The following is a 24097-nucleotide window of genomic DNA, read 5'->3' on the forward strand; positions in this document are numbered from 1 at the left end:
GTTCGAACGATCGATGTGTGAGACGACGCGAGAAGCGAGGCAACGCTGGTGGTGAAGAAGACGGATGCCGGCGGGACGGATACCGACGCGCTCCACACAAACGCTGCGGCTTCCGACAAGGCCTACCCAAACGCTGATTGCTCGGTCGAGCGACCCTCCGACCATGGACGACCTGTTCGAGCGCCGGATCGCGGCCTGCCAGCGGCGGCTCGCGGATATGGGAGCCGACCTGGCCGTCTGCTTTCCGAGCCCGAACCTGACCTATCTGACCGGTTTCGCGGAATCGCCGTCCGAACGCCACCTGTTGTTGTTCGTCCCTCAGCGCGGCGATCCCGCGCTCGTCGCGCCGTCGATGTACGGCGACCGGCTGTCCGAACTGCCGATCTCGGACCTCGAAGTCCGTCTCTGGTCCGACGTGGACGATCCGCTCGAGGTCGTCAGGAACGTACTCGATGGCTATTCGCTCGGCGAGTCCGAGCCGGCGACCGTTCTGGTCGACGACCGAATGTGGGCGACGTTCACGCAGGACCTGCAAGACCGACTGCCAGCGGCCGAGTTCGGGCTCGCGAGCGCCGTCCTCGAGCCGCTGCGCGTTCGGAAAGACGAGATCGAACTCGCGGCGCTCCGGCGGGCCGGCAAGATCGCGGATCGGGTCGCACTCGAGATTCGCGGGCGCGGGAACGACCTCATCGGAACGACCGAGGCGGACCTGGCGAGCGACATCGATCGACTGCTCGCCGCGGGCGGCGGTCTAGAGCCCGCGTTCGAGACGATCGTCGCCGCTGGCCCGAACGGTGCCCGACCGCACCACCACCCCGGTTCGCGCGAGATCGAGGCCGGCGATCCGATCGTCCTCGATTTCGGCGCGTTCGTCGCGGCCGACCTCGAGGCCGGAACGGGGCTGTATCCCGGCGACCAGACCCGGACGATCGTCGTCGGCGAACCGTCTGCCGAGTACGAGCGCGTCCACGAGATCGTCAGAGAAGCACAGCAGGCGGCGATCGATGCCGTCCAACCAGGCGCGACGGCCGGCACGGTCGACCGCGCCGCCAGGTCGGTCATCGAGGACGCCGGGTACGGCGATGCGTTCGTCCACCGGACCGGCCACGGCGTCGGCCTCGAGGTCCATGAACCGCCCTACATCGTCGACGGCAACGACCGCGAACTCGAGCCGGGGATGGTCTGCAGCGTCGAGCCGGGGATTTACCTCGAGGGAAAGTTCGGCGTCAGGATCGAGGATCTCGTCGCGGTGACCGAGGACGGTGCCGAGCGACTGAACGACACGCCGCGGGGCTGGGAGACGGGAGGGTGACTCGGACTCGAGATTGACTGCTTTGTCGGCTCGAACATCACGTGTCGGCTCGAACACCTCCCTGTGTCAGCTCGAATATCACCATGCCGACTATATGTCGGCTCGAATCCCACCATAACAAGACACCCCGTTTCGACGAACCGCCACGTTTTACCGAGACACCACGTTTCCGGTGAAATTCCGCCGACAGCTACGGTGTGACTGCGACTGTCACAGGGGGCGAACACCGACACAGAGATCAGAGGCGACGATCCGCCGACGGTCAGGTCTCGTCTGTCTCTACAAGCACTTTTCGGACGACATCGGCATCCTCGAGCAACTGGTGTTCGGTATAGCTCCCCTCCGCGCTGCCGCCGCTCCGGCGCGTCTGCTCCAAGATATCGAGGAAGGCGTGTTCTTTCAACAGGTCTCGAACGCGGCGTAGGGAGAGCGGGTCGGACCGCTCTTGACGGCAGATCTCCTCGTAGACGTCGTAAATCCGCGTCGTCCGGAAGCCGTCTTCGTTGGGCGTGTTCAGCGAGAGGACCGCGAGGGCCTGCAGGACGTACCGCGAGTGCGGCGTCGAGCCGCGGATGAGTTCCCGGAAGCGGTCGGTCTCGGCCCGCTCGCGGGCCTGCACGACGAACTCCTCCTGGACCGTTTCGTTGCCCTTCGACTGGGCAATCTCGCCGGCGTACCGCAAGATGTCGATCGCCTTCCGAGCGTCGCCGTGCTCGCGCGCCGCCAGCGCCGCGGCGCGCGGAATAACCGACGGCTCGAGCACACCGTCCTTGAACGCGTCGCTGCGGGCCTCCATGATGTTCCGGAGCTGGTTTGCGTCGTACGGCGGGAAGACGAACTCGCGCTCACAAAGGCTTGACTTGACCCGCTCGTCGAGCCGTTCTTTGTACTTGATCTTGTTACTGATCCCGATGACGCCGATCTTGCACGACTCGAGTTTGCCGGCCTCGCCCGCACGTGAGAGTTGCATGAGGATGTCGTCGTCGTCGAGTTTGTCGACCTCGTCTAAGATAACGAGGGCGACGTCGAACTGCGTGTCGAGGACGGTCCAGAGGCGCTTGTAGTACGTCGAGGTGCTGAGTCCCTTGTCGGGGATTCGCACGTCGGTGGCCGCCGGCTCGTTCAGCGCGTGGGCGATCGTCTGGACGGCCTGGGTCTCCGTGCTATCCTGTGCGCAGTCGACGTAGGCAAACGCCGAGGTGATCCCCTCGTCGTCTGCGACGCGGACGAGTCGCTCGGAGATGTACTTCGCACAGAGGGACTTGCCCGTTCCCGTTTTCCCGTAGATGAGCAGATTACTCGGGCTCTGGCCGAAGATAGCTGGATTGACCGCGTTCGCGAGTTCCGAAATCTCGTCGTCCCGGCCGACGATCCGACCCTCCTCGGGGAGGTGATTGATCTCGAGTAGTTCCTTGTTCTCGAAGATCGGATCGTCGCGAGTGAACAGGTCGTCACCGGGAGTCGACATATCTCGAACACCGAGTTTCCGGTGAAAGAGTGTTGCTATTCGATCGCGGTGATCGCGTGACCTCGTGATCGTGATCGGGAAGCGAGGGGATGCGTTCGCAGCATTCGCACACTCGAAAGCAATATGCCGGTCCGAAAGCGGTATGATGTCGGTCTGAAAGCGGTGTGACGGCTGTGTGAGGAGACGGGCACACCGCGTTTCCGGTGAAACGCGGACAGCGGACTACTCGTGTCGAGGGCGGACTGGGAGGGGATTAGTCGAAGAGTGGGAGCAGACGGTCGGAATACGAAAGCAACGAGACACACACCATGTTTCCGGTGAAACGGTGGTGAACACACAGTGGGTGGGGAGATGTGTGTGATGAGCGACGTGTGTGCAACGGGCGACGTATGAAACGGTGACGGCTGAGGATCGAGTCGCTTCCGGAGATCACCACGGGCACACCGCATTTCCAGTGAAACACATGTAAGGCGGATCTCCAGCGCGGCGACAGCTACCACTGGTAGTTCCGTTTTGATGACACTTCCATTGTGATGACACGGTTGTTTCTATCGCGTCACCACGGTTTGTCGTGTGCCGTCATGTCCTTTCGTTCTCGAGTTCCGTTCGGAATGATCTCCGGTGGAACTAGTAACTAGGGTAGAGTTAGAAATACCTAAATAACTCTCGTGAGTATAGTCCATTGAGTGAATCAAACTATATATTCGACGAGAGTCGAATATGGTCGGCGGCCACGTCCGACGACCACGTCCGGACCGGCAGGCGTCTATTGAATGGCGGGTTTCGATCGTGAGTCATTTCGGTGTCTACTCCGTTCGTACCCGACCACACCGCGTTTCCAGTGAACGGTCTTCCTTTCTCTGATCGGGATCGATCTCCTCACTTCGGGCGTCGGATCACACTTCCCCCAGTTCACCGGAAACACGGTGTGCCAGTCCGTTGCCCTCGTTACCCGACACCCGGTCTTTCTGTGTCGCTGTAACGTCACTATCGTCGATTTGTCGCATTTTACCGCTATCACTGTACTGTCTGTCCCTCGAGCAACGGCTCGGCGATCATGATTTGCTCTCGGAGACGCAATTCGCTCCGCGTCACTCACCGCCGGTCGTCACTCTCATCGGACGGCGATCAGACGGCGCTTTCATCAGACGGCACTTTCACCGGAAACCCGGTGTGTGTCACCGGCAGGTCCCCCTATCGTTTCCGGTCGTGCTTCGAACCGGTTTCACCGGAAACTCGGTGTGTGTGTCTCGAGCACTCAAACAGCAACCGACGTTCGGTCGGTGAATCGGTGACTCACTCCGACGGGGCCTCAGTAGTAATAGAGCTCGAGTTCGTGGCCGCAGTTCCGACACTGGGTTTCCTTTCCGAGGAGGCGATTCGAGTCGCTTTCCGCGCAGATGCCGGGTCCGGGAGGGACGGATGCGGCGATCGTCGCCTTGCACTCCGGGCAACCGATCTGCATACGCGATTGACCTGTACTGGACATGGGCGCGAACGTAGTCGCCGGTCCCCGATAGTTATCGGAACCGTACGGGGCCACGAGTCGTCGTTTCAAATCGTTCGATCCGGTACGATCGGGTTTACACGGTGGAACGGACAGCGCTACCGGGCCGTGGTGGCGCTCACGCTCGAGGTCAGACCGTATAGGTCACGGGTTCGAACTCGAAGAACGCCGTTTCGTAGCCGTCGTGCCGGGCCACCTGCGGCGGGGTGTCGACCGTGATCGTAATCTGATCGCCCGCGGCGAGGTCGTCGACAGCGAGCCCGTAGTGGTGGCCGTACGTGCCGTCAAGCGTCTCCGTGAGCGTCCCCTCGTGGACGACTGAGCCGTCGCGTTCGACGGTCGCGGACAGCGATGTAAACGGGACGATGAGGTCGTTATACGGCGTTCGGGGACAGACCGCCAGGTAGGTGCCGCCGTCGGTAAACCGGGCGATGTCGGCGGTGAGCACGGGAAGCACCACGTCGCCGCTGCGTTCAGTCCCGAGCAGTTCGCCGGGAAGGTCCTCGATCGGGGTGGCTTGTCCCATTGGTCGCCCCCCAGAGCCACTCGTTTCGGAGCCGTCTCCTCCCCCGCCGGTCTTACTGCTTCCGCCACTTCCACCGTTGTCCTTGCTTCCACCGCTGTCCTCACTGCCTCCGTGGCCCATCAGCGGTAATGCATCGCGGCTTCCCCGCTTGCTCTCGTCGATCGTCGAGAACGAGAGTCCGTTGATGTCCGACCGCGCGTACTCGAAGTCGATCTCGAGCGTCGCCCGCGACCCCAATCGGCCCTCGAACGCGCCGGTTCGCTCGAGAGTGACGGGGCCGGCCCGGATGCGGGCCGTGTACTCGCCTTCGCCCGGCAACTGGACGTTGTCGCCGTAGTGAAAGCCCATCCGCTGGGAGAGCATCGGCCACAGCGAGGAGACGCCGATGTCGACCGGAGAGCCGTCTTGGAGGATCTCGATACGGGTGTTGACCGGTAGGACGGTCCCCGTCTGGCGATCCCAGAGAGAGAACATGAGGTGGTGGCTGTCGTCGGCGTTGACGCCGACCCGTTCTTTTCCGCCGCTGACGACCCAGAACCGGTGTGGAAAGGTGTAGGTGAGGGCAGCAGCATAGTCGCCGTCGGTCGCCGTGCCGTACATGCCCATCTCCTCGCGAGAGGCGGGAAGGTAGACGGCGTCGGGCCGGTTCTCGACGAGCGGCGGGTTCGCCCAGGCGGACTGTTCTTTGAAGCCGAGTCGCTCGAGACAGCCGGCGAGCCCGGCGGTGCCGACGGCTCCGACTGCGGCCGTACCACGGAGGAAACACCGGCGGTTCATCGGCGGAGGTTGGGAGCGGGCGATAAAACGCCTGTTGGTTCGAGAATCGAACAGGTCCGACCCGTTGGCCCGAAGTCTCGGTTTTGTCGGCCTGAACATCCGGCTCCGTCGGCCTGAACGTCCGGCTCCGCGGCCCGAAATAGGCTCACGGCCAAGCGACGAGTTCGCCCCGTGACCTGACCAACAAGCCCGCTCCGTGACTCGACCAACGAGTGCGAGCCCGCTTCGTGAATTGAACCAACGAGCATTTGATCGGGGACTCCCTCGAGTCGTACATGGACCGGCGGACATATCTCGGCTCGCTCGGGGTAGTGGGAGTGACGAGCGTAGCTGGCTGTCTCGGCGACGCGCTCGGCGGAAACGGCGATGACGGTGCCGGTGCGGACGAGACGAACACCGTTCTCGAGCCGCCGACGATCGAGCGGGGCGACCCCTCGTATCCGATTCACGGCGAGGAGTTCCCGTCGTTTTCGATTCGGGACCCGCTCAAAGACGAGACCGTCACCCTCGATGATTTCGTCGGTGAGCGGCCGTTCGTCATGACGTACATCTACACCTCGTGTCCGGACGGGGCCTGTCCCATGTTGCTCCAGCACCTCAAGCGAATACAGAAAGACGCCGTCAAACGGGGCTACGAGGACGACGTCGCGTTGCTCGCGATGACGTTCGATCCGAACCGCGATACGCCGGACGCCCTCCGGTCGTTCGCTGCACAGATCGGGATCGATTACGAGGCGGAGACCTGGCACTTCCTCCGGCCCGAGAACAACGAGACCGCCAAGACGATCATGACAGACACGTTCGGCCTTCCGCTCCAACGGCGCGAGGAGATGCCAAACGGCAACTCGTCGACGACGAACGGCTCGACGACCAACTCGTCGTCGGGCACCGGGTCGAGTCACGATCACGGCGGCTACATGTTCACACACTCGTCGCTGGTCGAACTCGTCAACGACCGCGGGATCGTCGAGCGCGCGTATCCGAAGGCGGCGTATCCGCGTGAAGGGATCAACGGACAGGTGATCCTCGAGGATACGAGAACGGTCGTCGGGGTCGATAGCTAACGATGCGACGACGCGAGATCCTCGCCGGACTCGGCGGTGCTGGCATCGTCGCCGGTGCCGGTGCGCTCGCGGCCACCGGCGGGAATCTCAGATCCGGCGGCTCTGGCGACGAGTCCGACGACGACTCGTCCGGGCTCGTCGGCCAGCAGTTCGACCCACTTGAGATCGAGACGGTCGACGCGCGCGGTAGCGAGGCCGGCACGGTCAAGGTACCGACACCGGGGCGACCAACGTTCGTCGATTTCTTCGCGACGTGGTGTGCGCCCTGTAAGAAGCAGATGGACGCGCTCGCGAAAGCGAACGCCCGAGTGTCGGACGACGTCGTCTTTCTGTCGGTGACCACCGAACCGTTCGGCCAGTCGATCAAGCTGTCGGAACTCTCCTCCTGGTGGCGCGACCACGGCGGCAACTGGACGGTCGGTCTCGATCCGACCACGAAGCTCACATCCCGATACTGGGGGAGCCGGTATCCGACTGCCGTGGCGATCGACGCCGGGGGGACCCTCCGATGGCGCGAAACCGGTATCAAGTCGGCGGACGAACTCGTCGCCGGCATCGAGCGAGCGGTCGAGGGTGGAGGCACGTAGGATGGTCGACGCGGCGGTTACCACGTCGGTACTCTTCGGTCTAACCTCCGGGATCACGACCTTCTTCTCGCCCTGTGCGTATCCGCTCTTGCCCGGATACGTGGGATTCTACGCGAGTCAGACCGACGGCGAGCGGGCGTCGCTCGGCGGCGCACTGAGCCGGGGACTGACCGCCGGTTTCGGCGTCCTTCTGACCTTCGCTGCGCTGCTCGGAGCGGCGTTTTGGATCGGTTACTCGGCGCTGTCGTCCGTCACCCTGTTCGAGGTGGTCGCCGGCGTCGTGCTGATCGGATTCGGCCTCCTGGTCGTCACCGGCCGTGCCCCGTCGCTGACGGTCCCGCTCCCGAAGCGACGCTCGAGCGTGCTCGGCTTCGCGGTCTTCGGCGTCGGCTACGCGCTGGCGGCGGCGGGCTGTGTCGCGCCGGTGTTTCTGAGCGTGATCACGCGCGCGTTGTCGCTGCCGGCGTCCTCGGCGATCGTCCTCCTCGGGACGTACGTCGGGAGCCTCGTCGTGCTCATGATCTCGTTGACCGTCGCGACCGGGATGGGCCTCATCGCCGGGGCGGGTCGGCTCGCGGCCTATTCCGGGCTGCTCGAGCGTCTCGCGGGCGCGGTCATGATCGTCGCCGGCGTCGGCCAGCTCTACCTCGCCGTCGTCGTGCTCGAGGTAATCTCCGTCCCTTATCTGTAGGCGACTCCCATCTCCTCCACACTGTCGGAGCGGGCGGTTATCGCTGATCGACACCGAATTCGAACTGGAACGGCGGTCTGGGTGTCAAAACTGCGGTCAGACGTGGACGGTCGCCTTGTGAATGGGTCTCTCAGATGGATAGTCACAAGTCGGCCGGCAATGGCAGGTCCGAGATGTATGCGACTGCCGCTCGAACGAGCAGAAGGACGATGTATCAGGATCTCCTGCTCGCGACGGACGGTAGCGATCCGGCCCGTCGGGCGACGGATCACGCGGTGGAGCTCGCGGCTCAACTCGATGCGACGCTCCACGTCGTATCGGTATCGGAATCGGGACCGCAGGCCGAGGACAAGGAGGATCGGCTGCGCCACGACCCGGATGACGAGGCCGCGACGGCCGCCGAGGAGGCCGCTGAGGCGGCGGATCGCGAGGGCGTCGAGGTAACGACGGACATCCGTCACGGGGTTCCACAGGAGCAGATCGTCGATTTCGCTGAGACGAACCCGGTCGACATGATCGTCGTCGGAACGGCCGGCCGGTCGGGGCTCGATCATCTGATTTCGGGCAGCGTCGCCGAGGAGATCGTCCGGAACGCACCGGTGCCGGTCGTCACGGTTCGCGACCAGTCCTGACGCTTTCCCGGTCCCGGTGACTCGTACCACCGTCTTGCGTGCAGAGACTGAATCGATACGTGCGCCGAGGGGATGTGTGTCGGCCGCTATCGCGACTCTCCCCCTCGAGCGCGGCTCGAGCCGCCGAGTGCGTAGTCCATCGAACCGGCGCTGGCAGGACGGAGTCTCGGCCGAACGCACGGCCGCGTCGAGCAAGGCCGCTCGACCGCGCAAGACCAGCAGACCGGAGGTGGCCGTCCGATGAACGACAATGCGACGACGGTTACCGGCGACGCACCGTGCGTTCTGATCGTTGGTGACTCAGAATCGGCCGATGATGCGATGACCGCTCTCGAGGCGGAATTCGGCGCTGCCTCGCTGCTCAGAGAACGGACGGTCGAGGGCGCTACGGAGCGCCTCGCCGACCGAGAGATCCACTGTTTCGTCTGTCCGTACGCGGCCGCAAGCCGTCCGTCAGCGTCGGAATCGATCCTCGAGCGCCTCGCCGATCGAACCGACGGCCGGCCGATCGTCGCCGTCGCCGACGAGGCCGACGCCGGCCGGGCGCTCGAGGCCGGTGCGAGCGATGTCGTCGACCGCGATGCGTCCGAGACGGTGTTCGCCGCGCGTATCAGGACCGCCGCCGAGCGCGAGCGCTATCGCCTCGCGGCGGCGGGCGCGGACCGACGCTCCCGACCGATCCTCGAGTCCGCCGACGCCGTCGTCTGGGTGGTCAACGCCGACGGTGCGGTCGCGTACGCGACGCCCGCAGTCGAGTCACGGTTCGGGTACACGCCGGCCGAACTCGAGCGGACGTCGCTCACACGGATTGTGCATCCGGACGACCGGGAGGCGGTGCGCGAGACGATCGCCTCCGTCGCGGCGGCCCCCGTCGGGACGACCGAGCGCGTCACCTGTCGGGTCGGCCGCGCCGACGGCACGTGGCGCGTCGCGGCGCTTTCTTGTACGAATCGGCTCGCGGATCCGGCCGTCGAGGGGATCGTCGTCACGGACACGGGCGCTCCGGAGATCGACTCGGACACCGGCGATGCCGCGACGACGGCCGTCGACCGGCTCGAGGACGCCGTGTTCGGGCTCGGTCCGCGGGACGAACTGCAGTACGCGAACGCGGCCGCGATGGAGCTGTTTGCGGCCGGCGAGGGACACGACGGGGACGCCCGTCCCGACCGCGGATCCGATCGCGAGAGTCCGACCGGCATGGTCGTCTGGGACCTGCTGCCCGACGACCTCGCCGGGACGCTCGCCGATCGGGTCCGCGAGTCTCGGGCGACGGACGCGGTCGTCACATTCGAGGCGGCCCCGTCCGCGTTCGAACGGCCGCTCACCGTCGCCGTCCACCCGGGCGATGACGGCGTCTCGATCCACGCCAGCGACCGATTGCCAGACGAAGCGACCGCGACGGACCGGGACCGGCTCGCCCTCCTCGAGTCCGTCGTCGACGCGCTGGACGACGGCGTCGCCGTCCTTGAGGGGTCGACGGTGCGACTGGCCAATCCGGCCCTGCGGGACCTCGCCGGAACGGCCGACCTCGTCGGCCGCGACCTCACGGCGCTGTTCGACGACGCCCTCGCGTCGGCGGTCCGAGAGCGGGCGCGCTCGCCGGCCGTCAGGTGGATGGAGCCGGTCACGGGCGACCTCATGACCGACGCGTCCCGCCCGGTCGACGTGTTCGTGGCCCAGCTGTCCGAGCCCGAGCGGACGCTCTGTGTGGTTCGTGATCGGCGTGGCTCCGCAGCCGCCGCACTCGAGACGGTCCGCCGAACCGCGACCGCCCTCCGCGAGGCCGAGACGCCGTCGGCCGTCCGGTCGGCGGTCGTCGACGCCGTTCGGGAGTACGCGGACGCCGACATCGCTGCCTGGTATCTCGCCGACGCGGACGGCTTCCGACCGGCGGCGGTGACCGCGGCCGATCGAGTCTCGGGGAGCCACGACGGGTCGATCGACCCGCCGTCGATCGATCCCGACGGGACGCCGCTGGCCGATGTGCTCGAGGACGGGTCTCCGACCGTCTCCGAGCGGGGCGCGTTTCGGGGGCTGTTCGGTGCGGCGGTCGGCCGCGCCGAGCAACTTCTGATCGTTCCGATCTCGTCCGGCGATGTCGTCCTCGCGACCGGTGCGGAACCGCTGGCGTTCGAAGGAGTTGATTTCGCTCCGCTCGAGACCCTCTCGGATACCGCACGCGTCGCGCTCGCGCGTCTCGAAGCCGCCGCCGACTTGCGGACGTGTCGGCGCGAACGGACCCACCTCGAGACCGTCGCGACCCGGACCGAGCGGCTTCGGGACGCCGAACGATCGATGCTAGACGCCGAGACGCGCGAGGACGTCGAACGACTGCTCTGCGAAGCCGCCGTCTCGCTGACACCGCTCGAGTCGGGCGGCGAACTCGACCTCGCCTGGGTCGGCCGTGCAGATGACGGCCGCGAGGTGATCGTCCCGGCGACGTGGGCCGGTCGGGACGGTGACTTCCTCGAGTCGTCGTCGGTGCCGACGGACCGAGAGCACGGCGATCCGACGGCGACCGCGGCGACGACCCTGACGCCGGCGGTGCTCGAGGACCTCGCTCCCGACGGGGCTCGCCGGTCCGATGCCTCCGCTCGTCGGTCCGAGACGGACGGAGACCGATCGTGGCGACACCGCCTCCTCGAGCGAGGCTTTCGGTCCGCGCTGAGCGTCCCGATCACCGCGGGCGAGGTTCGGTACGGAACGCTCACCGCGTACGCGGATCGGCCGTCTGCCTTCGACGACCGCACAAAACGGGCCTGCGATCATCTCGCCGGAATCGCCGGCGAGGCGATCGCCGCGATTGAGACGACGCGAGCGCTGCTCGCCGACCGGAGCACCGAACTCGAGGTCGAGCTCCGGGACGACGCGGAGCCGCTGTCGGCGATCGCCCATCGACTCGGCCGGCGGATCGACGTGCGAGCCGCCGTTCCGCGGTCGTCCGGCGGTTCGACGGTCTTCTGTGCGGTCGCGGCGTCCGATCCGGACGCGGCGCGCGAGGCGGTTGCGTCGTTGTCGACGGTCGATTCGGTTTCGCTCATCGGAAGCAACACCGGCGATATCGTCCTCGAGGTCGCGCTGCCAGACGCGACCGTCGCTCGGACGATCGCCGACCGCGGCGGCGTCCTCCGATCGGTGTCGCCGGTCGACGGCCGAACCCGGCTGGTGATCGAACTCGGAGGGCCGATCGCCGTTCGGCCGTTCGTCCGGGCGCTCGAGCGGACGTACTCGGAAGCAGAACTGGTCGCGCGCCGGGAACGGGATCGACCGCCGCAACCGACTCGTCCGTTCGATCGACTGCACGAGCACCTGTCGGAGCGCCAGCGGCGGACGCTCGAGGCGGCCTACTACGGCGGCTTCTTCGAGTGGCCCCGCGAGCACACTGGCGAGGAGGTCGCCGAGTCCCTCGGCGTCTCGCAGCCGACGTTCAGCCGTCACCTCCGACTGGCCCAGCGGAAACTGTTCGCGCTGTTGCTCGACGATACGACCGGCGACTGAGTCGCTTTCTCCCACCACGCTTCGTCCGGTCTCGGTAGCACGTGTCACAGGCTGTCGAGGCGACTCTCCGGGGTTTGTTCTGCGGGGATCATCGGAGCAGCCCGCCGGTATTGACGGCTTTCGGCGGGGTAACACGTTATTTCCGCTCGTCGAAAGACCAGTCAGATAGTTGGCCGATGAATATGTATTGACGGCGGTGCACGATCCGGTTCGGTATCTAGCGCGCACGGTCATATCCCCGGCACCTAATGGGCAATTCAATGAGTGCGTTCGAGGTAAGAAGATGTTACGACGGTCGGTCGGCCGGACCGCGGGTGGTTCGATGAGCATCGACAGCGCCGATGCCGACGAACTGCCCGATGCGGTCACGGAGATCGACGGTGACCGCGCGGAGATTCGATCGATGGCCGAGGGCGGGATCGTCGCCCAACTCCGACTCGATCACCCAAACCTGTTCCTGCGCCCGACGCTTCGGCGCACCGCCGACGTGACCGTCGAGCCCGACTACTGGACCGCCGTCGACGCCGACCGGACGATCGTGTTCATTACCGTCTACGGCACCGCCTTCGAGGAGTTCGAGGCCGCCCTCAGGACGGACTCGACCGTCACCGAGCCGGTCCTCGTCGATCGCTATCCGGACAGACGGATCTACCGCGTCGCGCTCGCCGACCACACGCTCACGTTCACCGCCGCAACCGCCGACGTCGGCGGCCGCCTGCTCGAGCTCTCGAGTTCGCGCGACGGCTGGCTGGTCCAGCTGCGGTTCCCCGACCGCGATCGTCTCGTCGCTTTCAACGACTACTGTCGCGAGCGAGACATCTCCGTCACGGTCGACCACCTCCGGGTGTCTGACGACGGTGACGACGGCGTCGTCGCCCTGACCGAGAAACAACGAGAGTTACTCGCCGTCGCCCACGAGGAGGGGTACTTCGACGTACCGCGTGGCATCTCACAGGACGAACTCGCGGACAGACTCGAGGTGTCGAAATCGGCCGTCTCTCAGCGGCTGCGGCGGGCGATCGGCGAACTCTGCGAATCGACGCTCTCCTGACCCACGGCCGGCTAGTCGGTTTCGGCGGGCGATTCGTCGCTCGAGTGGCCGTCTTCCGTCCGCTCATAGATCGGACGGCGTTCAGAAAGCAGAACAAACGTGTGACCGCGTCGTCCCAGTCGCGGTCGATCAGTGCGGCGAGCGTATCGACGCGCCTGCGGATGCGTTATTCGTTCGACTCGTCGTCTTCGTCTTTCATCGAGCCGAGCTGGGAGACCAACTCGTCCGTCGAGACGTCGGACTCGAACGACATCTCGCCGTGATGTTCGTGCTCGTGGACGTTGACGGCTTCTACGTCCTCGTCATCGGTCGTCTGCTCTTGCTGTTCGGACTCGTCGTAGCTACCAAAACCCATACTCTGTGTGTCCCTACGCACTGCAAAAGGTGTGGCGATTCGTTCCGTCTGCGGGTGTGTTCCCTGTCCGCACGCGGGGATAGAACGGTCCTCGGCGGTCGCCGACGAGCGTTCGCGCGGTGATCCCCGTTCGATTCCGTTCCGTCGAATCCCACGTCGATCTTTTCGCTCCGTACCGTCGATTTCGCCGTCGCTACCGACCGTTCATCTGTCCGTACTCCGGCCAGAATTCCCTGTTCGGTCGGCGTACGGTTGCTACGGGCACGATAGGTTCTGCGACGGACAGCGATCGGGGGGTACGACCGCCAGTCCGTGTTTCGGTGGCGTTCTTTCGCCCCGTCGCTCGCAGGGCTGGCGCTCGCGATAGCCGGTGCCCGGTGGCCGAGTACACGGTGACTACAGGGCTCAGTAGTCCGTCTATAGTAATGGGTTCGGGAGGTTTGAACTTCGCTCATGGTTGCGTACCGTCTGCCGTCTGGAACAACCGCCACGTACCACCAGTCCGCTCCACCAGCGTTCGCATCGCTTTCGGGAGACAGCCGCGTCGATACCGCACCCGCGCCGGAAACGGACGCCGCGGACGGACGAGACGACCGTCCCGAGCGACCCATCGGGCGGTGATTCCACGATGTGTGGCATTATCGGCCGCGTGGGCGACGGCAACGCCCTCGAGCCGCTACTGACCGGACTCGAGAACCTCGAGTACCGCGGCTACGATTCGGCCGGCGTCGCGGTCCAGAACGGGTCCGGCATCAACGTCGAGAAGCGCTGTGGGAAGGTCGAGGAGCTGAAGGAATCGATCGGCGAACCGCTCAACGGCGAGGTCGGCATCGGGCACACTCGCTGGAGCACCCACGGGCCGCCGACCGACGCGAACGCCCACCCCCACACCGACGAGAGCGAGGACGTCGCCGTCGTCCACAACGGAATCATCGAGAACTACGCGGCGCTCAGAGAGCGCCTGGCGGCGAGCGGCTACGAGTTTACAAGCGACACCGACACAGAGGTCATCCCCCACCTCGTCCAGTACTACCTCGACGCCGGCTACGACAGCGAGACGGCGTTCCGCCGGGCGGTCGACGAACTCGAGGGGAGCTACGCCGTCACCGCGATGGTGTCGGGCGAACACGTCCTCTACGCGGCCCGGCAGGGCTCCCCGCTCGTGGTCGGTATGGAAGACGGCGAGTACTTCCTCGCCAGCGACGTGCCGGCGTTTCTCGAGTACACCGACAGCGTGGTCTACCTCGAGGACGGCGATGTCGTCGTCGTCGACGGGGACGGCGTCGAATTCACCGACCTCGAGGGGAACGCGGTCACGCGCACCCCCGAGACGGTCGACTGGGACCCCGAACAGGCCGGGAAAGGCGAGTACGATCACTTCATGCTCAAGGAGATCTGCGAGCAGCCGACGTCGCTGGCCCAGGCGATCGAGGGCCGGATCGATCCGACGAACGGTCGGATCGCGCTCTCAGACTTCGAACCGGGAACCTTCGACGGGATCGACAGCGTTCAGTTCGTCGCCTGTGGGACCTCCTACCACGCCGCGCTGTACGGGTCGGTCGCGCTGAATCGGGCGGGCGTGCGGTCGACTGCGCTGCTGGCCAACGAGTACAGCGCCGCGGCCCCGCCGATCGACGACGACACCCTGGTGATCGCGGTCACCCAGAGCGGTGAGACCGCGGACACCCTGAACGCCCTCCAGCGGGCCACCGCCGCGGGCGCGCGGACGGTGACGGTGACCAACGTCGTCGGCTCGACGGCCGCCCGCGAGGCCGACGACGCCCTCTTCATTCGAGCCGGGCCGGAGATCGGCGTCGCCGCGACGAAGACGTTCTCCTCGCAGGCCGTGATGCTCACGCTGCTCGCCCAGCGTATCGCCGCCGACCGGTACGGCGAGCCGCCGGCGGATCTCGAGTCGCTGCTACCCGAACTCGCGTCGATACCCGGTGCGATCGACGACCTGCTCGAGACCTCCGATGCGGAGACGATCGCCGAGCACTACGAGGACAGCCGGTCGTACTTCTTCATCGGCCGCGGACTCGGCTTCCCCGTGGCCCTCGAGGGCGCGCTGAAGTTCAAGGAGATCACCTACGAGCACGCCGAGGGCTTTGCCTCCGGCGAACTCAAACACGGCCCGTTGGCGCTGGTCACGCCGGAGACGCCGGTGTTCGCGGTCTTCACCGGCGAGGAAGACGAGAAGACGCTGAAAAACGCCGAGGAGGCCCAGACCCGCGGCGCGCCCGTTATCGCGATCTGTCCCGACGGTCACTCGGCCGTCGAGGCCGCGGACGAACACCTCGCGATTCCCGACACGGACGCCGATCTGGCGGGGCTGCTCGCGAACGTCCAGTTGCAACTGGTCTCGTACTACGCCGCCGACCTCCTCGATCGGCCGATCGACAAACCGCGGAACCTCGCGAAGAGCGTCACGGTCGAGTAGGCCGGCCGTCCTCCCCGTTCGCCTCGACTCTCGAGAGACGGCTCTCCGCTCGAGTACCGTCGGCTTCGATCGGACTCGAGTAAGGGTCTCGAGGCCGCAGGACGCGAGACCACCCCCGTAGTCTCGGGGTCCGCACGGCATCGTCAGAGAGCGACCCGTACTCGAACGATGTCGGAATCGAACGTGGAGGGATGCTGTGGCGATCGAGATTCCGGTATCGACGTGACCGGAGTCAGTAGTATCGACCGATACCCTCCAGTTCGACTAGGGGTTCGCCGTAATATAAAGGGTTCACTTGCTAGTTACGGGGTGCATTCGGTCGGCCGCTCAGCGGGAGCATCCGGTGCGTTACCGATCTCGGTCGACCGTCTCGCCGGGCGCAGTCGTCGCGCCGGTAGTGAGTTTCAGTCCGGGTGAGAGGCTCGCGTTGATGCCCGTCTTAACCTCGTCACCGGCGATGACGCCGAATTTCCGTCGGCCGGTCGAGACGCGCTCGCCTTTGACCGTGAACCGAATATCGGCGTCGTCGTGGCGGAGGTTGGCGACGTTGGTCCCCGCGCCGAAGTTGACGTTGCGACCCAGCACACTATCGCCGACGTAGGAGAGGTGACTGACCGAGGTGCCCCGCGAAATCACGCTGTTTTTGATCTCGACGGCGTGGCCGACCTCGGCGTCTGGGCCGATCAGCGTCGCGCCGCGGACGTAGGCGTTGGGTCCGACCTCGGCTCCCTTGCGGATCAGCGCCGGCCCCTCGATCACGACGCCGGGCTCGACAGTCGCGCCCGCCTCGACGACCACGTCGCCCTCGAGGTGGGCCGCGTCGCTCACATCGCCGTCGATCCGGCGCTCGAGCTCGCCGAGCTTCCACTCGTTGGCCTCGAGTAGCTCCCAGGGACGGCCCACGTCGAGCCACCGCTCGAGCGTGATGGGGCTGACCGCGTACTGGTCGATGACGCGCGCGAGGACGTCCGTGATCTCGTGTTCGCCCCGTTCGCTCGCGGGCACCTCGAGCCACTCGCGGGCGTCTTCGGGGAAGGCGTACGCGCCGGCGTTGGCGAGGTTTGTCGGCGGCTCGGCGGGCTTTTCGACGATGTCGGTTACGGTTCCGTCGGTCGTACTCACGACGCCGTAGTTGCTCGGTTCGGCGACCTCGACGGCACACACGGCCGGGCATTCGGTGAACAGTCGGTCGATCGCGGCCGGATCGTAGAGGTTGTCGCCGTTCAGGACGGCGAAGGGACCGTCGATGTGGTCGCGGGCGGCGTTGACCGCGTCGGCCGTCCCCGCCTGTTCCGTCTGGACGGCATAGGAGACCGGGAGGTCGCGATACTCGTCGCCGAAATACTCTCGGACCGTCTCGGCCTCGTAGCCGACGACGAGGACGATCTCGTCGGCCCCCGCGTCGACGGCCGCGTCGACTGTGTGGGCGGCGAGCGGTCGGTCCGCGACCGGTAGCATCGGTTTCGGCCGAGCCACAGAGAGTGGTCTGATTCGCGTGCCTTCGCCTGCCGCGAGAACGATCGCTTTCATCACCGCCACGTACCCCGATCCGGTGAATAATTATACGGCTGTTACACCAGTAGGATTCGCAACGACCGTCTCGAGCAACACCGGTTGTCGTTGGTCGTTTCCGAAAGAGACACGAGATGTATTTCGATTCTGATATGATTGGGACGGGGCGTTCCGTTCGAACAGTCGTTTCTGGTATCTATCACAAACTAGATATATACCCCGCATTCCCCCCGCGAAATATCATATTACGCCCCCTAAATATCGTATTTCTCCTGAGCGAGACCGTGACACTCTCGATATGTGGAGTGTAAGAGCCCGATGGTATTTCCTGCTTGAACCAGCAACTACCGCTCACGGTGTCGATTATGCTGTCTATAGTAAATACCCTTCTGTGGTTACGGGTTGTTGATGTCGACGGATCCATCCGCGAAGTGGACGCCAATGTCGTCCCGGAAACAGACGAGCGCCCCTCGATGTGTCAACTGCGGTAACCAGGTGACCCGCCAGTTCGCCCGCGTCTTCGGTGACAATCGTGACGTGGTTCACGCCTGTCCCGATTGTGCGACGTACCGCGAAATGAAGACTTCGGATTTCATCCCCAAGGAAGCGAGATAGCCGGCATCGGTTCGCCGTCGATCCCGCGGTACACACCGTCGTCCTTCGCGACCTCGGTCGCTCGATCCCCCCTCTCGGCTCTCCTCAGACGTTCGGCGTGATGGCGTCGGCGATCACGGCCCGTGCCTCCTCGAACAGCGCATCGGCGTCGGCCGCTGATCGCGCTTCCGCCGTCACCCGGATCAACGGCTGGGTACCGCTCGCCCGGAGCAGAAACCAGCCGTCTTCCGTTTCGACCCGAACGCCGTCGAGCGTGTCGACCTCCGCGTATCGCTCGCACACTCGGTCGTCCACTTCGGCCATTACCGCCGCTTTCTCCTCGACCTCGATCGACGTTCGCCGGATCGGATACTGCTCGAGCTCGTCGATGAGCGCAGACAGCGGCCCCCGTTTTGCGACCAGTTCGGCCAGCTTACAGGCCGCGAGTGGGCCATCCGGACACAGAGTTTCGCTCGGCCAGATCCAGGCCCCGCTCGGTTCGCCGCCGAAGACCACGTCGTCCGCCGTCGTTCGCTCCGCGACGTAGACGTCCCCGACTCGAGTGCGGGTCAGCGACGCGCCGACGGCCGCCAGCGCGTCGTCGACGGCGAGGCTGGTGTCGACCGGGGCGGCGACGCGGTCACCCTCTCCCGCCGCTTCTCGAGCGAATAGCGCGAGCAGCGCGTCCTTGGGCACGAACGTTCCCGTCTCGTCGACCGCCAGCATGCGATCGGCGTCGCCGTCGTGGGCGATTCCCAACTCGGCGTCCGTCGACGCGACAAGCGTCGACAGCGTCTCGAGCGTGTCCGCGGTAGGCTCGCTCGGCCGCCCGGGGAACGAGCCGTCTTCCTGCCCGTTAAGCGTGTGGACGTGACAGCCGAGATCGTCGAGTACCGATGCTGTCACGCCGCCGGCTCCGTTGCCGATATCGACGGCGACGCTGAGGTCTCGCTCGAGGTCGACGGCCGATCGGAGCGCTCCGGCGTGGTGGTCGCTGACCCCCTCGCGGTGACGACGGTCACCGACGCCGTTCCAGTCGGCCAGTTCGTATGCGTCCTCGCGGCACCGGCGCTCGATCGCGTCGCGCTGGTCGGGGCCGAACGCCTTCCCCGACGGGGTCCAGAGTTTGATCCCGTTGTCTTCGGCGGGGTTGTGCGAGGCCGTCACCACGATCCCCGCGTCGGCCTCGAGGTGCTCGATCGCTCGCGCGATCGTCGGCGTCGCCGCGACGCCGACCGTGAGCGCGTCCGCGCCGCACTCACACAGTCCCGCGACGACCGCGTCGACGAGCATCGAGCCGCTCTCCCGCACGTCGCGACCGACGACGACCCGATCGTGGCCCTCAGAGGCGACCGCACGGCCGACCGACAGCGCCAGCTCGGCCGTCACGTCGCGCCCGACCCGTCCGCGAATACCGCTGGTTCCGAACATGGTGTGCTGTGAGGGGGCCGCTCGCCTTACTATGCACGGGTTACTGCCGGCACGAGCCGGCCGCATTTCGGTTCCTGCGGTCGCTCCCGTGTCGGCCCCTCGAGCATCGATCGGCGGTCGTCCGCCGTCGCTGCCGCCCCGGATTCGATCGCGCCGCTCCCCTCGTTAGCTTCCGCCTGTATTTCTGAACTGTCGGTGCCGTATATGTGAGTCACCGCGGTAGTCTCGACCGAGAATGCTACTCGCACCGCCTGCGTTCCGATCTCGATCGATGTCGGCTCTGGAGGGTCGTGACGCATGAGCGCGACCGACTCGGACACCGAGGTCGACGGCACCGCCGACGCCGCGGCCGACGAGAGCGGCGACTCGACCACTACCGACGCCGCGCTCACTGATCTCCCGCCGAGTGCCAAACTCGTCTACAAGGTCCTCGAGTACGAGCAACCGCTGACCCAGGAGGACGTCGTCGCCGAGTCGCGGCTCTGTCCGCGGACTGCCCGCTACGCGTTGGGAAAACTCGAGGACAGCGGACTGGTCACCAGACGTGCCTGTCTCGAAGACGCCCGGCAGTCGAAGTACCGGACCGAGGACTAAGCTCGCCCGTCTCGCGAAACGGCGGGGAGACGCGCTACCGGTGTTTCCGGTATCGATCGACCAGCAGGTCGATCCCGAACGCACCGGCCGTGATCTCGTAGTGGGTCTCGAGGCGCGGGTTGAACTTCGCCTTGTATCGATTGATGCTCGGGACGCCAGCGCCGACGAGGTCGTACTCCGCGATCCCGTCCCGGAGGCCGTCTCGCATGACGTGCCAGTCGAGCAGGTCGTTGATCGCGATGTCGACGTCGGCATTCGGTTTAACGCCGCCCTGCCACCGGTATCGGGTCCGGTCTGATTCGATGACCAGAATGCCGCCGAGGAACTCGCCGCCGACGCGACAGACGTACGGGCGGAGCGCGCCGTCGGGGAGTTCTTCGTGCAGCGATCGGGCGAAATTCGGGTTCAGTTGGAACGACTGCCCCTGATTCTCGTAGCGCTGGCGGACCTGGTCGACGATTCGCCCGACATCGTCGGTCGTCCCCTCTTTGATATCGTATCTGTCTTCGTCGGCGTTGCGGACGTTGCTGCGCGCGTCACTGCTGAACCGCTTCAGTAGCTCCGCTTCAGTCCCGTCGAGGTCGACGACGTACGTGTGACCCGGCTTGACGTCGTACTCGTTCCAGACGAACGGGCGGACGTCGTCGAACTCCGCGGTGACGAACTTGCTGTACAGCGGCGAGATCGCCTCGTCGATCCACTCGAGGCAGCCCTCGAGAAACCGTTTGACTCGGCGGTCGGCCTTGCGCTGTTTGAGCTTGTCGACGTTCAGCAGGGAGGGGCCGAGGTAACACGCCCACGAGTAGGGGGCCGGAGAGAACGCGCCGGTGATCGGTCCCTTGGCGTACTCGAAGACGGGGAAGATGCCGACGGGTTCCTGCCCTTTGAACCCGGCGAGCAAGTGGGGGGTCGTCCCCGTGTCAGCGGCCTGTAACCGGATCGCTTCGGCCCGGAAGAAGGGGTTCGACCCCGCCGATCGTTCGACGTAGCTGTTCCACTCGTCGGCGTCCGTTCGCGGATCGAGCGTGCGTATGTCGATACTCATAGATAGCCGAGGTCCGAGAGCCGATCCTCGACGGTGCCGTCGTCGGTCGCCGTGATCGGGGTCGGCTCATAAGCCGGATACGGTTCCGTTGTGCTCCCGTCGACGACCGGGAGCGGGTCGCCGTCCATCGCAGTGTCGATCGGGACATCGAATAGCGAGCAGATCGTCGGCGTGACGTCGAAGATCGTCGCGTCCCCGAGTCGGGCGGACTCGTCGAACGCCGGGCCGGCGGCCGCGACGACGCCGGTCCGCTTGTGGTTCCACGGGTCCATCGGCTCGCCGAACCGCCCCGTCCCGAGGTCGGCGGAGATCGCGTTGTCGAACGCCGCCGGGACTGTCACCACGTCGGGGGCCAACTCGACGTGGGGCCCCTCGAAGTACGTCTCCCGGGGCTCGACAGCGTCGAACATCGGCTCACCGTCGGGCGTTCGGACCGCCGAGAGCGTCTCGATGAGGTCGTCGCGGACGGTCTCGTACGCCGACTCAGGGACCTGCCCGTTCGGCTCGCGCCCCTCGAGATTGATCCGGACGCCGAGTTCGCTCTTCGAGCGGACGTAGGCCCGTGACGCGGGGAACTCGACCTGTTCGCTCGCTGCACGGATCATATCGTTCGGTATCCGCCGGCCGATCGGTTCTTTGAGCCCGATGTGATCGAGCGCGCTTGCGACGCGCTGGGTCGTGATCCCGACGTTCGCCGCGACGCTCATCGCTCGCTCGAGCGCGCTCGGCTCGTGGTCGCGGGCCTCGTCTCCGTAGAGCAAGTCGTTCTCCCAGGCCTTCGACCAGGTTGGCATCCCCTCGCCGCCGCTCGTGGCGCTGACGTAGCCCTCGTCTCGGAGGCACTCGTTGACTCGGAACTCGGTGCCGGTCACCTTGCCCATGCCGTGGTCGCTAACGACGAGGACGTTCTCGGGATCGGTCCGCTCGATCGTCTCGCAGACCTGTCGGTCGACTTCGCGGTAGACCGCCTCGATGGCCCGCTTGTCGCCGGATCGCTCGTGAAACACCGAATCGGTCTGCTGGAACTGGAGGAATCCGAAGTCGGGATCGAACCGTCGGGCGAGATACCGGAACGCTTTCCCTCGGAGTTCGACCGTCCGTTCGTACCCCTCGATCGATCGATCCGGCTCCGGGCTGCGCTGTGGGTAGAGCCAGTAGTCGCCGCCACAGGCCAGCTTCACGTCCGCCAAGATCCCCTCGGGGTGACAGTCGGGGTCCTCAGGAGCCGTCAGCCCCGGTATCAGTGCGCCGTCGAACTCCCGCGCCGGATGGGTGACGGGCACGTTGACGACGACGCTCGCAAAGCCGTGGTCGCTCAACAGCTCCCAGATCGGTCGCGCCCGGACATGCGAGGCGTTGACGACGTCCCAGTCGTAGCCGTCGAACGAGAGGAAGTCGTAGACGCCGTGCTTGCCCGGGTTCGTTCCGGTGTACAGCGACGGCCAAGCGCTTGCGGTCCACGGTGGGATCTGCGACTCGAGCGGTCCCGCGGCCCCCGTTTCGAACAGCCGCTCGAGGGTAGGTAGGTCGCCCGACTCGAACAACGGCTCGAGTATCGGCCGACAGCCGGCGTCGAGCCCCACAACGAGCAGACGAAGGTCTTCTTCGTCGGTCGAACCTGCCATGGACGCGGTGTCCGTTCGCCCGTGCTTTGTTATGCGACTGCTGGCCGGCCGTATGCTCGTACTGCCGACGCTACGCTCGGGATAGCGATTCCGAGGAGGTCCTCGCCCGTCCGTGTAAGTACTGATTGCGGGGCCAGTACCGACCCTATCACTAAGTCGTCGCTCGTCCCCGTTGTACGCCGATGATCGTCGCGACTGCCACCTGCTCTCGACGCCACTTCGACGTATGATCGGTGCCACCCCTTCCGTGTTCGACGCGTCGCTCTCGCGGTCGGGGGGCCCGGGAATCGGCTCGTTTGTCGACCGACACGCTCCGGATGTTGCGTTCACATACTACGGGGCCGGGAAAGTCGCCCTCCGTGACGGCCTCGCCGGCCTCGTCGAGCCCGGCGAAACCGTCCTTGTCCCCGCCTACCTCTCGCCCGCCGTCGTCGAACCGTTTCACGAACTCGGCCTCGAGTCGCAGTGTTACGCGATCGAACGCTCGCTCGCCCCCGATTTCGACGACCTCGAGCGCCGGCTCGACGACGAGACGGCCGCGATCGTCTCGGTCAACTACTTCGGTTTCCCCCAGCCCGGCCTCGAGCGGCTCGCGTCGCTGGCCGACGAATACGACTGTTACCACGTCGACGACAACGCACACGGCGCGCTCAGCGTCGACGAGGGGACGCTACTCGGCACCGTCGGCGACCTCGGGATCACGACGCTGCGGAAACTGCTTCCGGTGCCGGACGGTGCCGTCCTCTATCGTGCCGACGACGAGGTCCGCGAGGCGTTCGAGCCGTCACCGCTTGCCGGTCCCGCCGACAGGGTCGCAGCCACTGACTGCCGATACGTCGCTTCCTCGGTCGCCGAAACCATCCTCGGGGCGACCCCGTCGCTACATCGTTCGGTCGAGACGTTCTTCGCGGACGGCACAGACGACCCCACAACCGTCGACCCCGAAGCGCGGTACGAGGCCGCCAAAGTCCCGATGTCGCGGTTCTCGAAGGCCGTCACCGACGCCGCGGATCCCAACGCGATTCGGGCGACTCGCCGGAAGAACTTCCGGGCCTGGCGGCGGGTCCTGACCGACCGCGACGACGTGACCCCACTCTACGAACGGCTTCCCGAGGGAATCAGTCCCTACGAGTTCCCCGTCCGCGCCGACGAGCCGGCCGCGTTCCGATCGGAACTCACAGATTGCGCCGTCGTCGGTGCTCACTCCTGGCCCGTTCTCCGCAAGTGCGTCCACGGAAACGAGGCCTACGAGACCGCGAATCGGCTCGCGACGGACCTCGTCGCGTTGCCCGTCCACCAGGGGATCGAGCCCTCCGCTATCGAGGCCGTCGGCGACCGACTCGTGGATTGACCACGCTCGAACCGCGTGAACCGCGACGCCGCCGACG

Annotated in this window: 19 protein-coding genes; 11 read left to right on the forward strand and 8 right to left on the reverse strand. The window is 65.8% G+C overall.

The window, feature by feature from the left end; genetic code table 11:
* Positions 1-163: 163 nt before the first annotated feature.
* The gene (locus ACJ70B_RS15710; protein ID WP_408957929.1) at positions 164-1312 is read left to right on the forward strand and encodes a M24 family metallopeptidase; all 1149 of its coding nucleotides are present in this window, start codon (positions 164-166) and stop codon (positions 1310-1312) included.
* A 262-nt stretch (positions 1313-1574) separates the two neighbouring features.
* Here ACJ70B_RS15710 and ACJ70B_RS15715 read toward each other — a convergent pair whose 3' ends face one another.
* From ACJ70B_RS15715 to ACJ70B_RS15725, 3 genes are all read right to left on the reverse strand, one after another.
* Entirely contained in the window at positions 1575-2780 is a 1206-nt protein-coding gene (locus tag ACJ70B_RS15715; RefSeq protein WP_408957930.1) for a Cdc6/Cdc18 family protein, read from the reverse strand.
* 1312 nt (positions 2781-4092) lie between these two features.
* Positions 4093-4245: a hypothetical protein gene (locus tag ACJ70B_RS15720; protein WP_408957931.1), complete on the reverse strand. Its 153-nt coding sequence runs from the start codon at positions 4243-4245 to the stop codon at positions 4093-4095.
* Between the two features lie 172 nt (positions 4246-4417).
* The gene (locus ACJ70B_RS15725) at positions 4418-5590 is read right to left on the reverse strand and encodes a hypothetical protein (protein ID WP_408957932.1); all 1173 of its coding nucleotides are present in this window, start codon (positions 5588-5590) and stop codon (positions 4418-4420) included.
* A 275-nt stretch (positions 5591-5865) separates the two neighbouring features.
* Here ACJ70B_RS15725 and ACJ70B_RS15730 point away from each other — a divergent pair, with 275 nt between their 5' ends.
* The 6 genes from ACJ70B_RS15730 to ACJ70B_RS15755 all read left to right on the forward strand — a co-directional run bounded on the left by ACJ70B_RS15730 (position 5866) and on the right by ACJ70B_RS15755 (position 13113).
* On the forward strand, positions 5866-6654 hold the full coding sequence (locus tag ACJ70B_RS15730; protein WP_408957933.1) for an SCO family protein: 789 nt from the start codon (positions 5866-5868) through the stop codon (positions 6652-6654).
* 2 nt (positions 6655-6656) lie between these two features.
* A complete protein-coding gene (locus ACJ70B_RS15735; protein WP_408957934.1) occupies positions 6657-7241 on the forward strand; it encodes a TlpA family protein disulfide reductase in 585 nt (194 codons plus the stop codon).
* Between the two features lies 1 nt (position 7242).
* Positions 7243-7932, forward strand: a complete 690-nt coding sequence (locus tag ACJ70B_RS15740) for a cytochrome c biogenesis CcdA family protein (RefSeq protein WP_408957935.1) — start codon at positions 7243-7245, stop codon at positions 7930-7932.
* A gap of 209 nt (positions 7933-8141) precedes the next feature.
* A complete protein-coding gene (locus tag ACJ70B_RS15745) occupies positions 8142-8564 on the forward strand; it encodes a universal stress protein (protein WP_408957936.1) in 423 nt (140 codons plus the stop codon).
* 240 nt (positions 8565-8804) lie between these two features.
* Positions 8805-12062, forward strand: coding sequence for a bacterio-opsin activator domain-containing protein (locus ACJ70B_RS15750; protein WP_408957937.1), 3258 nt, complete (start codon positions 8805-8807; stop codon positions 12060-12062).
* Positions 12063-12384: 322 nt separating this feature from the next.
* Positions 12385-13113 (forward strand): helix-turn-helix domain-containing protein, encoded by a 729-nt coding sequence (locus tag ACJ70B_RS15755; protein WP_408957938.1) that lies wholly within the window; start codon positions 12385-12387, stop codon positions 13111-13113.
* A gap of 166 nt (positions 13114-13279) precedes the next feature.
* Here ACJ70B_RS15755 and ACJ70B_RS15760 read toward each other — a convergent pair whose 3' ends face one another.
* The gene (locus ACJ70B_RS15760; RefSeq protein WP_408957939.1) at positions 13280-13468 is read right to left on the reverse strand and encodes a DUF5786 family protein; all 189 of its coding nucleotides are present in this window, start codon (positions 13466-13468) and stop codon (positions 13280-13282) included.
* Between the two features lie 628 nt (positions 13469-14096).
* Between ACJ70B_RS15760 and glmS the strand changes: the two genes are divergently transcribed.
* On the forward strand, positions 14097-15908 hold the full coding sequence (glmS, locus tag ACJ70B_RS15765; protein WP_408957940.1) for a glutamine--fructose-6-phosphate transaminase (isomerizing): 1812 nt from the start codon (positions 14097-14099) through the stop codon (positions 15906-15908).
* Positions 15909-16256: 348 nt separating this feature from the next.
* On the opposite strand, the gene glmU is transcribed toward glmS, so the two are convergent.
* Complete coding sequence (gene glmU / locus ACJ70B_RS15770) at positions 16257-17438, reverse strand: bifunctional sugar-1-phosphate nucleotidylyltransferase/acetyltransferase (protein ID WP_408957941.1); 1182 nt, start codon at positions 17436-17438, stop codon at positions 16257-16259.
* A 390-nt stretch (positions 17439-17828) separates the two neighbouring features.
* Between glmU and ACJ70B_RS15775 the strand changes: the two genes are divergently transcribed.
* Positions 17829-18035 (forward strand): hypothetical protein, encoded by a 207-nt coding sequence (locus tag ACJ70B_RS15775; protein ID WP_408957942.1) that lies wholly within the window; start codon positions 17829-17831, stop codon positions 18033-18035.
* Between the two features lie 84 nt (positions 18036-18119).
* Here ACJ70B_RS15775 and glmM read toward each other — a convergent pair whose 3' ends face one another.
* Positions 18120-19445 carry a phosphoglucosamine mutase gene (glmM, locus tag ACJ70B_RS15780; RefSeq protein ID WP_408957943.1) on the reverse strand — a complete coding sequence of 442 codons (1326 nt, stop codon included), beginning with the start codon at positions 19443-19445 and terminating at the stop codon, positions 18120-18122.
* Positions 19446-19742: 297 nt separating this feature from the next.
* On the opposite strand from glmM, the gene ACJ70B_RS15785 reads away from it, so the two are divergent.
* Positions 19743-20039: a MarR family transcriptional regulator gene (locus ACJ70B_RS15785; RefSeq protein ID WP_408957944.1), complete on the forward strand. Its 297-nt coding sequence runs from the start codon at positions 19743-19745 to the stop codon at positions 20037-20039.
* Positions 20040-20073: 34 nt separating this feature from the next.
* Here ACJ70B_RS15785 and ACJ70B_RS15790 read toward each other — a convergent pair whose 3' ends face one another.
* Both ACJ70B_RS15790 and ACJ70B_RS15795 read right to left on the reverse strand, forming a co-directional pair.
* On the reverse strand, positions 20074-21084 hold the full coding sequence (locus tag ACJ70B_RS15790; protein ID WP_408957945.1) for a lipid II:glycine glycyltransferase FemX: 1011 nt from the start codon (positions 21082-21084) through the stop codon (positions 20074-20076).
* A complete protein-coding gene (locus ACJ70B_RS15795; RefSeq protein WP_408957946.1) occupies positions 21081-22709 on the reverse strand; it encodes an alkaline phosphatase family protein in 1629 nt (542 codons plus the stop codon). Before ACJ70B_RS15795 ends, ACJ70B_RS15790 begins: the two co-directional genes overlap by 4 nt.
* Before the next feature lie 226 nt (positions 22710-22935).
* Between ACJ70B_RS15795 and ACJ70B_RS15800 the strand changes: the two genes are divergently transcribed.
* Positions 22936-24060, forward strand: a complete 1125-nt coding sequence (locus ACJ70B_RS15800; RefSeq protein ID WP_408957947.1) for a DegT/DnrJ/EryC1/StrS family aminotransferase — start codon at positions 22936-22938, stop codon at positions 24058-24060.
* Positions 24061-24097: the final 37 nt, after the last annotated feature.

Origin of the sequence: Natrinema sp. 74 (assembly GCF_046097095.1) — an archaeon.
In the GTDB taxonomy this organism is placed as follows: Archaea; Halobacteriota; Halobacteria; order Halobacteriales; family Natrialbaceae; genus Natrinema.

What these genes read in the sequence shown, in the direction of transcription:
- ACJ70B_RS15745 (WP_408957936.1), top strand. Translation starts at nt 8,142, where the DNA reads ATGTATCAGGATCTCCTGCTCGCGACGGACGGTAGCGATCCGGCCCGT.
- glmS (WP_408957940.1), top strand. Translation starts at nt 14,097, where the DNA reads ATGTGTGGCATTATCGGCCGCGTGGGCGACGGCAACGCCCTCGAGCCG.
- ACJ70B_RS15760 (WP_408957939.1), bottom strand. Translation starts at nt 13,468, where the DNA reads ATGGGTTTTGGTAGCTACGACGAGTCCGAACAGCAAGAGCAGACGACC.
- ACJ70B_RS15740 (WP_408957935.1), top strand. Translation starts at nt 7,243, where the DNA reads ATGGTCGACGCGGCGGTTACCACGTCGGTACTCTTCGGTCTAACCTCC.
- ACJ70B_RS15715 (WP_408957930.1), bottom strand. Translation starts at nt 2,780, where the DNA reads ATGTCGACTCCCGGTGACGACCTGTTCACTCGCGACGATCCGATCTTC.
- ACJ70B_RS15755 (WP_408957938.1), top strand. Translation starts at nt 12,385, where the DNA reads ATGAGCATCGACAGCGCCGATGCCGACGAACTGCCCGATGCGGTCACG.
- ACJ70B_RS15725 (WP_408957932.1), bottom strand. Translation starts at nt 5,590, where the DNA reads ATGAACCGCCGGTGTTTCCTCCGTGGTACGGCCGCAGTCGGAGCCGTC.
- glmM (WP_408957943.1), bottom strand. Translation starts at nt 19,445, where the DNA reads ATGTTCGGAACCAGCGGTATTCGCGGACGGGTCGGGCGCGACGTGACG.
- ACJ70B_RS15795 (WP_408957946.1), bottom strand. Translation starts at nt 22,709, where the DNA reads ATGGCAGGTTCGACCGACGAAGAAGACCTTCGTCTGCTCGTTGTGGGG.
- ACJ70B_RS15750 (WP_408957937.1), top strand. Translation starts at nt 8,805, where the DNA reads ATGAACGACAATGCGACGACGGTTACCGGCGACGCACCGTGCGTTCTG.
- ACJ70B_RS15790 (WP_408957945.1), bottom strand. Translation starts at nt 21,084, where the DNA reads ATGAGTATCGACATACGCACGCTCGATCCGCGAACGGACGCCGACGAG.
- ACJ70B_RS15735 (WP_408957934.1), top strand. Translation starts at nt 6,657, where the DNA reads ATGCGACGACGCGAGATCCTCGCCGGACTCGGCGGTGCTGGCATCGTC.
- ACJ70B_RS15775 (WP_408957942.1), top strand. Translation starts at nt 17,829, where the DNA reads ATGTCGACGGATCCATCCGCGAAGTGGACGCCAATGTCGTCCCGGAAA.
- ACJ70B_RS15710 (WP_408957929.1), top strand. Translation starts at nt 164, where the DNA reads ATGGACGACCTGTTCGAGCGCCGGATCGCGGCCTGCCAGCGGCGGCTC.
- ACJ70B_RS15785 (WP_408957944.1), top strand. Translation starts at nt 19,743, where the DNA reads ATGAGCGCGACCGACTCGGACACCGAGGTCGACGGCACCGCCGACGCC.
- ACJ70B_RS15800 (WP_408957947.1), top strand. Translation starts at nt 22,936, where the DNA reads ATGATCGGTGCCACCCCTTCCGTGTTCGACGCGTCGCTCTCGCGGTCG.
- ACJ70B_RS15720 (WP_408957931.1), bottom strand. Translation starts at nt 4,245, where the DNA reads ATGCAGATCGGTTGCCCGGAGTGCAAGGCGACGATCGCCGCATCCGTC.
- ACJ70B_RS15730 (WP_408957933.1), top strand. Translation starts at nt 5,866, where the DNA reads ATGGACCGGCGGACATATCTCGGCTCGCTCGGGGTAGTGGGAGTGACG.
- glmU (WP_408957941.1), bottom strand. Translation starts at nt 17,438, where the DNA reads ATGAAAGCGATCGTTCTCGCGGCAGGCGAAGGCACGCGAATCAGACCA.